Raw genomic sequence first — 14,263 nt, 5'->3', positions numbered from 1 at the left:
AGCACGCAGCGCGAGGGTGAAGGCCAGCTCAGGTGACCCGCCGCACCGGCGGTGCCGGGTCCCAGCGGTACGGCGCCACCCGCACCGAGGCGTCCACCACCCAGGCCCCCTCGGCACCGACGATGAGAGGGTTGAGCACCACGTCGGCGATCTCGGGGACCGCCTCGAGCACCGCCGCCAGGCGCAGCAGGAACCCCCGGCAGCTCGCACCGGGCGACCCCGCGGCCTCGCCCGGTGCGCCCTCGAGCAGCGAGGCCACGGGCGACGCGGCGATCAGCCGGTCGGCGTCCGCGTCGGTGAGCGGCAGCACCCGCACCGACACCTCGCTGCGGGCCGCCGACATCGCGCCGCCGATGCCCAGCGCGATCACCGCACCGAACGCCGCGTGCTGGTGCCCGCCCACCATCACCCCGGCGCCGGTCGGCACCTGCTGCTGGACCAGCGCCGGGCGCATCGCCTCCCCGAGGTGCTCGCACATGCGCTGGTAGGCAGCCCGCAGTGCGCCCTCATCGTGGAGATCGAGGGCCACCCCGCCAGCTTCGCCCGGCTGGTAGCGAGGCACCCCGGAGGCCTTGAGCGCCACCGGGAACCCGATCTCCGCCGCAGCGGCAACGGCTTCTTCGACCGACCCCACCGAGCGCTCCCGGGCCACCGGCAGGCCGGCCAGCGCGAGGAGCCGCATCGCGTCGGCACGATCGAGCCACCGCCCGCCGCCGTCGCCTTCGCCGAGAAGTTCGGTCGTGCACGCCCGGATCGCGTCGAGGTCGAGATCCTCGAACACCGGGACCGTGCCCGGATCTTCCGCCAACCACGCCCCGTAGTCGACGACCGTGCCGAGTACCGCTGCCGCCTCGTCGGGGAACTCGAACAGCGGGATGGGGTGCTCACCGCCGATCAGCGGGACGCCGACCTCCGAGCTCAGGAACGCCGCCAGCACCGGCTTGCCCGCCGACGCCCGGGCGGCCAACCCCAGCGCGCGGGCCACCTTCGCCCGGTGCTCCTCCACGGCGGGGGCGTACACCACCAGGGCCGCGTCGACGCCGTCCGCCTGGAGCACGGCCCGCACCGCAGCCTCGTAGTGGCTGGCATCGGCCTGCCAGGTCAGCTCGACGGGGTTGGCCACCTCGGCTCCTGCCGGCAGCAGCGCCGCCAACGCGGCCTGGGTGGTGGGGTCGATCGGGGCCAGCTCGAGTCCCGAGTGCAAGCAGGCGTCGACCGTCAGCAACGTGGATCCCCGCGAATTGCTGACCACCGCCACCCGCCGGCCCCGGGGTACCGGCTGGTTGACCAGCACCCGGGCCACGTCGAACAGCCGGGCGGGAGTGTCGACGCGGATCACCCCCGACTGCGACAGCAGCGCATCGACCGTGGCGTCGGCCGGCCACCAGGGACCGAGCCCCAGGCGGTCGGCGTCCGGGTCGGTGCGCCCGGTGCGGCCCGCCTTGACCGCCACGATGGGCTTCTCCCTGGCCATCCGCCGGGCGATGCGGGTGAACTTGCGCGGGTTTCCGAAGGACTCCAGGTACAGCAGCGCGAGCTTCGTGCGGTCGTCGCTGCTCCAGAACTGGAGCAGGTCGTTGCCGCTCACGTCGGGCCGGCTGCCGATGTCGACGAACACCGAGACCCCGATCCCCATCCGGTGGGCGCGTCGGAGCGCGGCGATGCCGAGCGTGCCGGACTGGGTGAGCATCCCCACCGGACCTTCGTCGACCCGCACGTCGGCGAAGGTCGCCACCAGCCGGGTCGACGGCGCGGTGTTGATGACCCCCATCGACTCCGGCCCGATCAGGCGCATCCCGGCCCGCAAGGCCCGCTCGGCGAGCACCCGCTCCGCGGGCCGCCCCTCGATCTCGAGCCCTTCGAAGCCCGCGCTCATGATCACCAGACCCCGCACCCGCTTGCGCGCGCACTCCTTCACCGCTCGCTCGACCGCCTGAGCGGGCACACACACCACCGCGAGGTCGACCTCATCGGGGATGTCGAGCACGCTCGGGTAGCTGCGCACGCTCGACACGTGACCGCCGCTCGGGTTGACCGGATAGACGGGACCCTCGAAGCCACAGGTGAGCAGGTTGCGGAACACCTCGTGCCCGATGCCGCCGGGCTCGCGGCCGGCACCGATGACCGCCACCGATCCGGGGAACAGCAGCCGCTGGATCGAGCGGGCTTCCGACAACCGCTCGCGCTCCTCGATCAGCGCGGTGGCCCGCTCCGTGGGCTCCAGGCCCAACCGGAGTTTGATCACGCCCTCGTCGAACTCGCTGGACACCGCGAAGCCCGCGTTGTGGAACACCGACAGCATCCGCCGGTTGCTCGGCAGCACCTGCGCGGTGAGCGCCCGCAAGCCGTTCTCACGAGCGGCGACGATGAGGTACTCGAGCAGCACGGTGGCCAACCCTCGCCCTTGGTGGGCGTCATCGACGATGAAGGCCACTTCCGCCTCGTCGGCGGCCCGCCACACGTCGTAGCTGGCCATGGCCACGATGTCGTCACCCTCGAGAGCAACGAAGGCCATCCGGGTCACGTAGTCGATGCTGGTCAGCCGCTCGAGCTCACGGGCCGACAACTTCGGCATCGGGGTGAAGTAGCGGAAGTAGATGCTCTCGCGGGACTGGCGGGCGTGGAACGCGTCGATGCGTGCCGCGTCGTCCGGGCGGACCGGCCGCACGTGCACCACCGAACCATCGGCGAGCACCGCGTCGGTCTCCCAGCGGGTGGGGTAGGCCGGCGGCACGCTGTGGGCATCGGCCACCACCGGAGCGTATCCGGGCCGGTCACGAGCCGGCCGATCGCCCTACGATCGGCTCCGGGGAAGGGGGTGCGATCGATGACCACCGAGACGGTCCAGTTCCGCACGTGCCCGCTGTGCGAGGCCACCTGCGGACTCGAGATCACGGTCCGCGACGGCCGGGTGCACCGCATCCGTGGCGACCGGGACAACCCCTTCAGCCAGGGGTTCATCTGCCCCAAGGGGTCGGTGCTCCAGCACGTCCACAGCGACCCCGACCGCCTCCGCCGGCCGCTGATCCGCCGCGGCGACGACCCCGCCACCGCGGTGTTCGAGGAGATCGGCTGGGAGGAGGCGTTCGCCGAAGTGGAGCGGCGTCTGCTGCCGATCATCGAGCGCCACGGGCGTGACGCGGTGGCCCTGTACCTCGGCAACCCCTCCGCCCACTCGCTGGCCGGGGTCCTGTACAACCGGCCGCTGGCCCGGGCCCTCGGCACCCGCAACATCTACTCGGCCAGCACCGTCGACCAGATGCCCAAGCACGTCTCCAGCGGGCTGCTCTTCGGCGGCCCTCTCCTCATCCCCGTGCCGGACCTCGACCGCACCGACCATCTCCTCATGCTGGGCGCGAACCCCTGGGAGTCGAACGGGAGCCTGTGCACCGCGCCGGACTTCCCGGGCCGACTGGCGCGCATCCGCCAGCGCGGAGGCAAGGTGGTGGTTGTCGACCCCCGCCGCACCCGCACCGCCGAAGAAGCCGACGAGCACGTGGCCATCCGACCCGGCACCGACGCCCACCTGTTGGCCGCGATGGCCAATGTGCTGCTCGGCGAAGGACTCGCCGAGCCGGGCAGGCTGCGAGCGTTCACCAGCGGCCTGGACGAGCTGCAGGAGTTGCTCGCGCCGATCACCCCCGAGGCGGCCAGCGCGGCCTGCGGCATTGACCCCGGCACCATCCGGCGCCTGGCTCGGGAGTTGGCGGCCGCTCCCACCGCCGCGGTGTACGGACGGATCGGCACCCACACCGTGGCCTTCGGCACCCTCGCCGCCTGGGCCGTCGACGTGCTCAACGTGCTCACCGGGAACCTCGATCGCCCCGGCGGGGCGATGTTCCCGGCTCCGGCCCACGAGCGACCCCGGACCCCCGGGCCCGGGCGGGGCTACCGCACCGGGCGCCACCACAGCCGGGTCCGAGGCTACCCGGAGGTGAACGGCGAGCTGCCGGTGGCCACCCTCGCGGAGGAGATCGAGACCCCGGGTGAAGGCCAGGTTCGGGCGCTGATCACCGTGGCCGGCAACCCGGTGGTGTCGACACCCGACGCGGCCAGCCTCGACCGGGCCCTCGCCGGCTTGGAGCTCATGGTGAGCGTGGACATCTACCGCAACGAGACCACCCGCTACGCCCACCTCATCCTGCCCCCGCCCTCCGCGCTCGAGCGCAGCGAGTACCACCTGGCGTTCTTCGGGCTGTCGGTGCGCAACGTGGCCCAGTGGTCCCCGCCCCTGTTCGAACCCAGCGGCCCCACCGAGCACGAGATCCTCGCCAAGCTGGCCTTGATCGCCTCTGGTCAGGGAACCGGGGCGGACCCGGCGCTGGTCGAGCACCTGCTCGTCGACGGGATCCTGCAAGGCGCGATCGGAGCAGCGGACTCACCCATCGCCGGGTGCACGGTGGAGGAGCTCGCTTCCCTCCTCGACGGGCCCAGCGCGGTCGATCGAGTCCTCGATGCCATGATCCGCACCGGCCCGTACGGCGACTGGTTCGGCGCGGTGCCCGGCGGCCTGTCGCTGGCCTCGCTGGCGGTCCACGAACACGGCCTCGACCTCGGGCCGCTCCAGCCTCGCCTGCCCGAGCTGCTGCGCACGCCGAGCGGCACCATCGAGCTGGTGCCCGACCCGATCGCCGCCGACATCCCCCGGCTGCTGGCGTCCTGTCGCGAGGCAGCGATCGGGGCGGGCGGCTCGGAGGGCGTGGACGGCTCGGGCCTGGTGCTCATCGGGCGCCGGCATCTGCGCTCGAACAACTCGTGGATGCACAACGTCGCTCCCTTGGTCAAGGGCAAGCCTCGCTGCACATTGCAAATCCACCCCGACGACGCGGCCCGGCTGGGGCTCGGGGACGGCGACCCGGCGGAGGTCCGGTCCCGGGTGGGCGCGGTGGTGGCGCCGGTGGAGATCACCGACGCCATCCGTCCCGGGGTGGTGAGCCTGCCGCACGGCTGGGGCCACGGCGTACCCGGCAGCCGTCTGTCGGTGGCAGCGGAGCACGCGGGCGTGAACTCGAACGTGCTGACCGACGGCGAGGTGGTCGACCCGCTGTCGGGCAACGCGGTGCTCAACGGCATCCCTGTCACGGTCACCCCGCTGTCGTCCGACCTCTCCCCTCGAGCTCGTGGCAGTTGAGCGCGCCTGAGGCGCCCGACCACCGCCGGCTCGGGTGACGATGGTGCTAGGCAAGGCCCCGTGGAGCGCTTCGTCCCAGCGGTGGCCACCGCCCGGGGCTACCAGCGAGCCTGGCTGCGTGGTGATGTCGTGGCCGGCATCACCGTGGCCGCCTACCTCGTACCCCAGTGCATGGCCTACGGCGAGCTGGCCGGCCTGCCCGCGGTGGTGGGCCTGTGGGCGATCCTCCCCGCCCTCGCCATCTACGCGGTGCTCGGCTCGTCACGACAGCTGTCGGTGGGGCCGGAGTCCACCACCGCGGTGATGACCGCGACCGCCCTCGCACCTCTGGCGCTGGACGATCCGACGGCCTACGCCGCCATGGCGGCGACCCTGGCGCTGCTGGTGGGCGCCGCGTGCCTGATCGCCTTCTGCTTCCGGTTGGGCTTCCTCGCGGACCTGCTGTCCAAGCCGATCCTCGTCGGATACCTGGCAGGGGTGGCGCTGATCATGATCGCCGGCCAGCTCGGCAGGGTGACAGGGGTACCCGTCGACGGCACCACCTTCACCGCCCAGGTCGGTTCGTTCGTCGCCAACCTCACCGAGCTGGACGGCCCCACGACCACGCTGGCCGCGGGGGTGCTCGCCTTCCTCGTGCTGGCCCAGCGGTTCGCGCCCCGCCTGCCCGGGCCCCTGCTGGCCGTGCTGGCCTCCACGCTGGTGGTGGCCCTGTTCCGATTGACCGATGATGGCATCGCCGTGGTCGGCACCATCCCGGCCGGCCTACCCGCGCCCCGGCTGCCCGAGGTCAGCTGGGACGACCTGGCCGGCCTGGTGGGCCCGGCGCTCGGCATCGCCCTGGTGGGCTATTCCGACAACGTCCTCACCGGGCGGGCGTTCGCGGCCCGGCGAGGCGAGGTCATCGATGCCAACCAGGAGCTGCTGGCCCTGGGTGCCGCCAACACCGGAGCCGGCCTTTTCCAGGGATTCCCCGTCAGCAGCAGCGGGAGCCGCACGGTGCTCGGCGAAGCGGTCGGTGGCCGCACCCAGCTGGCGGGGCTGATCTCGCTGGTCACGGTGGTGCTGGTACTGCTGTTCCTGCGGCCGCTGCTGTCCGAGTTCCCGACTGCCGCGCTGGGAGCGATCATCGTGTACGCCGCCACCCGGCTCATCGACCTCGACGGGCTCCGGCGGCTGTGGGGGTTCCGGCGCAGTGAGCTGGTGCTGGCGCTGGCCACCACGGTAGGGGTGCTGGCGGTCGACATCCTCTACGGGGTGCTGGTGGCGATCGCGCTGTCGATGCTCGACCTGCTGCGCCGGGTCGCGCGGCCTCACGACGCGGTGCTCGGACAGGTGCCGGGGCTGGGCAGCCTCCACGACATCGACGACTACCCCCAAGCGCAGACCGTTCCCGGCCTCATGATCTACCGGTACGACGCGCCGCTGTTCTTCGCCAATGCCGAGGACTTCCGGCAGCGGGCCCTGGCCGCCATCGAGGCCAGCCCGGAACCGGTGGAGTGGTTCGTGCTCAACGTGGAGGCCAACGTGGAGATGGACATCACCGGGGCCGACGCGCTGGAGGCCCTACGGGCTGAGCTGGCGCGCCGGGGCATCCGCCTCGGGCTGGCGCGGCTGAAGCAGGACCTGCGCGACGACCTTGAACCGACGGGGGTCCTCGATCGGATCGGCGAGGACATGATCTTCCCCTCGTTGCCGGACGTGCTCGACGCGTTCGCCCGGCGGGAGCGCCCGCCGGCATCCGGCGAGAGCTGATCGTCCTCGGCGCCGGGGCGCACCGCGCTCACCGAACCGGCAGGCAAAACGCGTGCCAGAGCACGCGTTTGACATGCCAGAACGCGAGGGGCGCACGGGGCGCACCGCGCTCACCGAACCGGCAGGCAAAACGCGTGCCAGAGCACGCGTTTGACATGCCAGAACGCGAGGGGCGCACGGGGCGCACCGCGCTCGCCGAACCGGCAGGCAAAACGCGGGCCAGAGCACGCGTTTGACATGCCAGAACGGGAAGAGAGGGGGGGTTCAGGGCTCGGTGGCGATGAGGTCGCCGAGGCGCTGGAGCTGCACGGTGGAAGCGCCGAGGTCGTTCTCGATCTGCTTGGCCCACAGGAAGTACCGGTGGATCGGGTAGTCCACATCGATGCTGATACCGCCGTGTACGTGCAGCAGCGCATGAGCCACCCGGCTGGCGCCATCGCTGGCCCAGAACTTGGCGGTGGCGACCTCCTTGCTTGCGGGCAGGCCCGCGTCGAGCAGCGAGGCCGCGTTCAGCATCGTCAACCTCACCGCCTCGGTGTCGATGAACGCATCGGCGAGGCGCTGGCCCACCGCCTGGAAGGTGGCGATGGGGCGATCGAACTGCTTGCGCTCGCTGGCGTACTCGGCGGTGATGCGCAGACCCCGCTCGCAGACCCCGGCGGAGATGGCACACAGGCCGACGGTGGCCAGATCCACCAGCCGCTCCAGCGCCCGCTGGCCTTCCCCACCCGGGGTCACCAGCACCCGCTCCGGCTCGACGGCCACCCCCTCGAACACCAAGCGGTACAAGGGCCATTGGCCCATCGTCTCCTCGGCCACCAGGCTGACCCCACTCGAGCCAGGCTCGACCAGGAAGAGCCCCACGCCGGCGTCCGCCCGGGCGGGCACCACGATCACCGCCGCGTCGGGGGCGGAGGGTACGAGGATCTTCTCGCCGTTCAGACGCCAGCCGGCACCTTCCGGCCGGGCGATGGTGGCAGGCGAGCGGGGGTCGGCCAACTCCTCCTGCAGGGCGGCGGAGAGGATCACCTCCCCCGCCACGGCGCCGGCCAGCAGCTCCTGGCGTAGCGCGCCGGCGCCGTGCTCGGCGATGGTCAGGCCGCCGAGCACCACCGTCGCCCAGTAGGGCACCGGGGCCACGTGGCGCCCGACCTGCTCCAGCAGCAGGCAGGCTTCGAGGAACCCGAACCCTCCCCCGCCGACGTCCGCCGGTAGCGCGGCCCCGACCAGGTCCGCTCGGGCCAGCTCCCGCCACAGCTCGACATCGGTGCGCCGCTCGCCGGCGCCGACCTCCTTCAACCGCTCCAGGGTGCAGCGGTCGCCGAGGATCTGGTCGGCGAGCTCGACCAGGGTCGTCTGCTCGTCGGTGAGCGAGAAGTCCATCGGAGGTTCCTCCCTGTGGGCGGGGCGGTTCGGGCGGTCGGTCGGATCAGCGGGGCGAGGGCGGCATGTTCAGCCCGAACAGCGCGATCAGGTCGCGCTGCATCTCGTTGGTGCCCCCGCCGAAGGTGAGCACGTGCAGGCCCCGCAGCAGTCCGTTCAGCCGGCCCCGCAGCACGGCGTCGGGTGACGTGCCCCGAAGGCTCGAGGCCGGCCCCACGACCTCCATCAGCAGCCGCACGGCCTCCATGTAGAACTCGGTGCCGAACACCTTCACCGTCGAAGCCATGGCGGGGTCGAGTGGCTGGCCCTGCTCGGCGGCCCAGGCGACCTTGAAGTTGACCAGCCGCAGGAACTCGAGCCGTGCGTGCACCCGGGCGAGCAGCTGGCGCACCCGGGGCTCGTCGATGACCCGGCCACCGCCGGGGAGGGTGGTCTGCTTCGCCCAGCGGGTGACGTCTTCGAGCTGGCGCTCGATGATGCCGGAGCTGCAGATGGTGACCCGCTCGTGGTTGAGCTGGTTGGTGATGAGCTGCCAGCCCTGGTTCTCCTCTCCCACCAGGTTGCCGACCGGGACCCGCACGTCCTCGTAGAAGGTGAGGTTGGTGTTGAACTCTCCCATGTTGACGATGGGCGTGACCTTGAACCCGGGGGTGTCGGTGGGGACGATGATGATCGAGATACCCTTGTGCTTCTTGGCCTCGGGGTTGGTGCGCACCGCCAGCCACACGTAGTCGGCGTCGGTGGCCAGGCTGGTGAAGATCTTCTGGCCGTTGATGACGTACTCGTCGCCGTCGCGCACCGCCCGGGTGGTGAGCGAGGCCAGGTCGGTGCCGGCGTCGGGTTCGGTGTAGCCGATGCAGAAATGGATCTCCCCGGCGAGGATCTTGGGGAGGTAGAAGTCCTTCTGCTCCTGGCTGCCGTACTGCATGATCGTGGGGGCCACCGAGTTGATGGTGAGCATCGGCACCGGGGCGCCGGCCCGCATCGACTCGTCGAAGAAGATGAACTGCTCGATGGGACCCCGGCCCTGGCCGCCGTACTCCTTCGGCCAGCCGATGCCCAGCCAGCCGTCGGCGCCCATCTGCTTCACGATCCGCCGGGGCACCGGGCCAACCCCTTCGCTGCGGGCGATCTCCTCCTGGATCTCGGGGGTCAGCAGCCGTTCGTAGTAGGCCCGTAACTCGTCGCGGAGTCGCTGGTGCTCGGGGGTCAGTCCGATGTACATGCGGGCCTCCGGCTGGCAGTGGGGACGCTGGAAAACGAGAACGCGTTCTAGTGAAGCACGGCGCGGTGGCGATGTCATCCCGACCGCCGGCCCGCAGCGGTGTCATGCAGCGCTGCCCCGAGCGGTGCCCCGCCGCGTGCCCACCCCGCCGCCCTCGGCTCGAGCACCGGCACCGGGACGTAGGGTGGCCCGATGGACTTCCACGACGAGCACACCTTCGAGGCGCCCATCGACGAGGTATGGGCCATGTTCCGCGACCCGCAGTCCCACCTCCGCAAGTTCGAGGGCATGGGCCATCGCGACATCGAGGTGCTGGAGTCGAGCGCGAGCGACGACTCGTTCCATCTGGTCATCCGTCGGGTGGTCGACGTCGACCTCCCGGGGTTCGCCAGGCGGGTGCTCAAGCCGACCAACACCGTGACCACCACCGACGACTGGCACCGCCTGCCCGACGGCTCCTGCAGGGGCACCCAGCAGGTGGACACCGCGGGTGCGCCGGTGAGGATCTCGGCCTCGACCACCCTCACCCCCGCCGGCGAGCGCACCACCTACGGGGTTGACGTGCACGTTGAGGTGAAGGTGCCCCTCATCGGCGGGAAGCTGGCCGACTGGGCCAAGGGGATGGTGCGGGACCAGCTCGACGCCGAGTTCGCCGCCGGCGACGCCTGGCTGGCCGAGCACCGGGCCTGACGGGACCGCGAACGGTTGACAGCACCGGGTGCGTCACGCATAGTCAAAAGGAGGTAAGTAAGTCATTACTTGCGGCGCGACCTCGGGAGGTGGGGGCCGACATGAGCACCTACGACCTTCACCGTGCACGGCAGGCCAGCCCCAGGCGGGCGGCCCGGGCGCTCAGGATCGTGCTGGCGCTGGCGCTGGCCGGCGCATGGAGCCTCACCGCGCCCGGGGCCGGCTCCCCCGCCGTCGCCGCCGGCGAGCTCCCGATGGTGAGCATCGGCAGCCTCTGGACGGCCGAGGGCAACGTGGGGAGCTACGGAGCACGGATCCCGGTCACGCTCGACCGCCCGGCCACCCATCCGGTCGTGGTCCGGGTCGATGTCGAGGCCGGCTGGCCGCCGGAGGTGGCGGCCACGCCGGGGGTGGACTTCCGACTCCGGTCGCGCACGGTCACCATCCCCGCCGGGAAGACCTCGTCCTACGTGCGGGTCGAGATCCTGGGTGATCGCGAGCCCGAGGAGGACGAACTCGCCTGGGTGCGGGTGCGCTCGGTCGAGGGGGCCGAGCCGGGTCGGCTCACGGGCGAACTGTTCGTCCTCGACGACGACCGCGACCCCGGCGCTCAACCCACCCTCAGCGTCGGCCGGGTGCTGGTGGTCGAAGGAGACGCCGGAACCGTCACGGCGTGGGTCCCCGTGGTGCTGTCCGCGCCGTTGGCGGAGCCCGTCTCGGTGTACTGGGCGCCCGCGTACCCTCGCGAGGTACCCCCCACTCCGTACCACGAAGATGTCGCGTTCGACGACGTGGTGGCCAGGCCCGAGATGATCTGGATCCCCGCCGGCCAGACCGCTCGGAACCTGCCATTGCGGATCCACGGCGACACCACGGTCGAGGCCCTCTTGGAGACCCTCGACCTGCAGGTGCAGGTCTGGGGCGACCCCGCCCTGAGCGTGAAGGGGGGGAACCACCAGCTCACGATCGTGGAGACCGACCGGGGCCGGCCCTCACCCGTGCGGGACCTGACGGCCACGCCCCTCACCGGGGACGGCGCCGGGTTCGTCGAGGTCACCTGGTCGGTTCCCGAACGCGGGATGTACCCGGACCCGGCCCTTCAACGCTACTCGATCTGGATCTCACGCGACGGCGGCGAGAGCTTCGCGATCGAGAGCGAACAGATCGGAGGGACCAGCCGGACCCTGTGGTGCGGCACCCCCTCGGTGCGGTGCACGGTCCGGGTCGCCGCGGCGTTCCTCTTCATCGGCCACGGCGAGCCCGCCGAGGTCGAGGTCACCACCCCGCCCGCTAACGGGTGGGGCGACGGCGAGCCCGCGGGCACGGCACCGTGAGCACCACGGGCGTGCGAAGCGAACAGCGCCGGGGCAGGGACGCTCCCCCGGGCGCGTCCCCGAACGCGACCAGCACCCGCCAGCGGATCATCCAGTGCGCAACCCGCCTCTTCGCCGCCGAGGGCTACGACCGCACCCCGGTGACCGCCATCGAGAAGGCGGCGGGCCTGTCACCCGGTGCGGGTGGGCTCTACCGCCACTTCAGCTCCAAGTACGCGATCCTCGAGGCGGTGGTGGACCAGGCGATCGCCGAGAGCCGCGCCGCCACCACCCCGGTGGGACCACCCCCCGCCGAGCTGGGCGAAGCGGCCGAGGCGCTGGCCCGCGGCGCCGTCGAACAGCTCGCGGCCGAGATGCCACTCCTGGCGATCATCCTGCGCGACCTCCCTCAGTTCCCCCAGCTCATGACCCGGGCCGAGCGGGAGTGGTTCCGCCGGGGCCAGCAGCTCGTCGTGGACTGGCTGCGCCACTACCAGGCCGAGGGCCGGCTGCGAGCCGACCTCGACCTCGAGGCCACCGCGGTGGCGATCATGGGCATGCTGCTGTACCAGCCGATGATGACCTGGGTGACCGGCGTGGAGCCGCTCGGGGTCTCCTGCGAGCGGATCGTGGCCGCGGTGCGATTGCTGCTCAGCCAGCTCGCGGCCCGCTGAGCGCGGGCGGGGGAGGGTACCGGGAGGTGGCGGGGTGGGCCGTGAGGGATTCGAACCCCCGACCCCTTGCGCGTCATGCAAGTGCTCTAGCCAACTGAGCTAACGGCCCGCGGACCGGACAGCTTAGCCACCCCACGTTCCGGTGGGGCCAGTGCGCCGGTGAGGGGCGCCACCACCAGCTCCGCCCCCGGGCCTCTCCCGGCGGCGAGCTAGGCCGGCGGCTCGACCGCTCGCACCCGGGAGCCCACCGCCACCCCCGTCAGGGTCAGGGTCCGGCCGGTCACCGGCCAGCGGACCGACACGTCCACCGCCTGCACATCGCCGATCCCGGCGTGGACCGTGTGCTCGCTCTGGCCCAGGAAGTGGGTGCCCACCCCCACCTGGTAGGTCTGGGTGGCGCCGCCCGGCAGAGTGACGGTCACCACCGCGCCAGGGGCGTCGCGGGCCGAGGTGGTGCCCGACACGTCGATGCGCACCGCCCGGCCGGCGCCGGGTGATTCGTTGCGCAGGATCGACGGCCGAGCACCGGTATTGGCCACCACCACGTCGAGGTCTCCGTCACCGTCGAGGTCGGCCACCGCCAGACCCTTGCCCTCGGCCAGCGTGACCAGGCCCGCCTGGGCGGCGATCTCGGCCCAGGGGAGCTCGCGGCTGCCGCGCCAGAGCCGCATCGGGGTCTGGCGGAACTCCTCCTTGTTGAGCTGGTCGTAGTAGCCGAGGTCCATGCCGTTCTCCATGACCAGGTCGAGCAGTCCGTCGTCGTCGAAGTCGGCGAAGGCGGCCCCCCAGCCCCAGGCCCCGTCGCGCACCCCGTATTCGTCGGTGACGTCGGTGAAGTGCCGGTTGCCGTCGTTGCGGTAGAGCCGGTTGCCGTCGTAACCCTCCACCGGCATGGCCGGACGGTCGGGCGAGCCCTGGTCGTGCTCCTGGATGGCGGTGACGAACCAGTCCAGATCGCCGTCGCCGTCGATGTCACCGAAGGTGGAGCCCATGGCGTTGCCCTCGGTGGCCACCGCCGCGGCCTGGGTGCCCTCGGTGAAGGTGCCGTCGCCGTTGTTCCAGAACAGCTGCGAGGTGCGGAAGTCCGAGGCCACCGCCAGGTCCTGCCAGCCGTCGCCGTCGAGGTCGACGAAGGTGGAGCCGAAGGCGAGCGTCAGCCACTGGCCCTGCAGCCGCGGCGGGATGAGCGACAGGGGTCGGATCACCCCAGGCTGGCCGAGGCCCACCCCTGCCCGCTCCGTCACGTCCTCGAAGTGCCCGGGGTTCCCGGGGCCGAGGTTGCGCAGCAGGCGGGCGTGGGTGCTCGGTCCCGAGGGCATGCGGAAGCTGTTCAGCCACTCGCAGATGTGCAGGTCGACCCACCCGTCGTTGTCGAAGTCGCCCACCGCCACGCTCGTGCCACCCCGGGGTGCTTCGTCGGCGAGGGCGGCGCCTCGCTCGAGGGCCTGCTCGGTGAAGGTGCCGTCGCCGTTGTTGTGGAACAGGTAGAAGCGTTCCTCGGCCAGGGTGGTGACGTAGAGATCGACCCAGCCGTCGTTGTCGATGTCGGCCCACGCCGCCCCGTTGCCGTTGAGGGGCTGGCGGTCGAGGCCGGCCTCGGCGCTCACGTCGGTGAACTGACCGGTGCCGTCGTTGCGGTAGAGCACCCCGGCTGAGCGGAGCCGGGTGAAGTACAGATCGACATCCCCGTCGCCGTCGTAGTCCCCGGCCGCCACCCCGCCACTCATGCGCTCCTCCACGCAGTTGCCGTAGCCGACCTCGGGCGGGGCGGGGTACAAGCAGGTGTCGGGGGTGAAGGCCAGCGGCTGCTGGACGTGGGTGATCCCCACCCGCTCGGCCACTTCCGTGAACCGGATAGGCGACCCGCTACTCCCCCCGGTGGCCTCCGCGTCAAGCCCCTCCCCCGCCCCGGAGCAGGCGGCCGCCAGCAGCGCGGCCAGGGCCAGCACCACAGCAGCCACCCGCCGGGCGTGGTCGGCGCTCGGAACCAGGAGACTCATGAAGCGACCACCTCCGCCTTCGGTGCCAGATCAGGGCGGCCCCGAGCGTACCGGCGCACGATCACCGGAAAACGGCGGTGGCCCGGCTCTCTCGA

At 71.8% G+C, this 14,263-nt stretch carries 9 protein-coding genes and 1 tRNA gene; 5 read left to right on the top strand and 5 right to left on the bottom strand.

Annotation, left to right across the window (positions count from 1 at the left end; genetic code table 11):
• Window positions 1-28: 28 nt before the first annotated feature.
• Window positions 29-2,752, bottom strand: a complete 2,724-nt coding sequence (locus HZF19_RS17200; RefSeq protein WP_208029107.1) for a bifunctional acetate--CoA ligase family protein/GNAT family N-acetyltransferase — start codon at window positions 2,750-2,752, stop codon at window positions 29-31.
• Window positions 2,753-2,827: 75 nt separating this feature from the next.
• On the opposite strand from HZF19_RS17200, the gene HZF19_RS12405 reads away from it, so the two are divergent.
• Window positions 2,828-5,131: a molybdopterin oxidoreductase family protein gene (locus HZF19_RS12405; protein WP_208029106.1), complete on the top strand. Its 2,304-nt coding sequence runs from the start codon at window positions 2,828-2,830 to the stop codon at window positions 5,129-5,131.
• A 60-nt stretch (window positions 5,132-5,191) separates the two neighbouring features.
• Complete coding sequence (locus HZF19_RS12400) at window positions 5,192-6,883, top strand: SulP family inorganic anion transporter (protein WP_208029105.1); 1,692 nt, start codon at window positions 5,192-5,194, stop codon at window positions 6,881-6,883.
• 264 nt (window positions 6,884-7,147) lie between these two features.
• Here HZF19_RS12400 and HZF19_RS12395 read toward each other — a convergent pair whose 3' ends face one another.
• Window positions 7,148-8,266 carry an acyl-CoA dehydrogenase family protein gene (locus HZF19_RS12395; RefSeq protein WP_208029104.1) on the bottom strand — a complete coding sequence of 373 codons (1,119 nt, stop codon included), beginning with the start codon at window positions 8,264-8,266 and terminating at the stop codon, window positions 7,148-7,150.
• Between the two features lie 46 nt (window positions 8,267-8,312).
• Window positions 8,313-9,491 (bottom strand): acyl-CoA dehydrogenase family protein, encoded by a 1,179-nt coding sequence (locus HZF19_RS12390; RefSeq protein WP_208029103.1) that lies wholly within the window; start codon window positions 9,489-9,491, stop codon window positions 8,313-8,315.
• 192 nt (window positions 9,492-9,683) lie between these two features.
• Between HZF19_RS12390 and HZF19_RS12385 the strand changes: the two genes are divergently transcribed.
• From HZF19_RS12385 to HZF19_RS17195, 3 genes are all read left to right on the top strand, one after another.
• The gene (locus HZF19_RS12385) at window positions 9,684-10,181 is read left to right on the top strand and encodes a DUF2505 domain-containing protein (RefSeq protein ID WP_208029102.1); all 498 of its coding nucleotides are present in this window, start codon (window positions 9,684-9,686) and stop codon (window positions 10,179-10,181) included.
• A 101-nt stretch (window positions 10,182-10,282) separates the two neighbouring features.
• Window positions 10,283-11,515 carry a hypothetical protein gene (locus tag HZF19_RS12380; protein ID WP_208029101.1) on the top strand — a complete coding sequence of 411 codons (1,233 nt, stop codon included), beginning with the start codon at window positions 10,283-10,285 and terminating at the stop codon, window positions 11,513-11,515.
• A gap of 11 nt (window positions 11,516-11,526) precedes the next feature.
• On the top strand, window positions 11,527-12,168 hold the full coding sequence (locus HZF19_RS17195) for a TetR/AcrR family transcriptional regulator (RefSeq protein WP_208029100.1): 642 nt from the start codon (window positions 11,527-11,529) through the stop codon (window positions 12,166-12,168).
• Between the two features lie 35 nt (window positions 12,169-12,203).
• Here the strand turns inward: HZF19_RS17195 and HZF19_RS12370 are convergent.
• Both HZF19_RS12370 and HZF19_RS12365 read right to left on the bottom strand, forming a co-directional pair.
• Window positions 12,204-12,277: transfer RNA gene (locus tag HZF19_RS12370), tRNA-Val, on the bottom strand.
• A 100-nt stretch (window positions 12,278-12,377) separates the two neighbouring features.
• Entirely contained in the window at window positions 12,378-14,168 is a 1,791-nt protein-coding gene (locus tag HZF19_RS12365) for a CRTAC1 family protein (protein ID WP_208029099.1), read from the bottom strand.
• Window positions 14,169-14,263: the final 95 nt, after the last annotated feature.

The sequence above is a fragment of the Rhabdothermincola sediminis genome (genome assembly GCF_014805525.1).
GTDB classification, from domain to species: domain Bacteria; phylum Actinomycetota; class Acidimicrobiia; order Acidimicrobiales; family Acidimicrobilacustridaceae; genus Rhabdothermincola; species Rhabdothermincola sediminis.
This window is presented reverse-complemented; position numbering and strand designations above follow the sequence as displayed.

Excerpts from the sequence above, each read along its gene's own strand:
- HZF19_RS12385 (WP_208029102.1), top strand. The coding sequence starts at position 9,684 with ATGGACTTCCACGACGAGCACACCTTCGAGGCGCCCATCGACGAGGTA.
- HZF19_RS12405 (WP_208029106.1), top strand. The coding sequence starts at position 2,828 with ATGACCACCGAGACGGTCCAGTTCCGCACGTGCCCGCTGTGCGAGGCC.
- HZF19_RS12365 (WP_208029099.1), bottom strand. The coding sequence starts at position 14,168 with ATGAGTCTCCTGGTTCCGAGCGCCGACCACGCCCGGCGGGTGGCTGCT.
- HZF19_RS12395 (WP_208029104.1), bottom strand. The coding sequence starts at position 8,266 with ATGGACTTCTCGCTCACCGACGAGCAGACGACCCTGGTCGAGCTCGCC.
- HZF19_RS12380 (WP_208029101.1), top strand. The coding sequence starts at position 10,283 with ATGAGCACCTACGACCTTCACCGTGCACGGCAGGCCAGCCCCAGGCGG.
- HZF19_RS12390 (WP_208029103.1), bottom strand. The coding sequence starts at position 9,491 with ATGTACATCGGACTGACCCCCGAGCACCAGCGACTCCGCGACGAGTTA.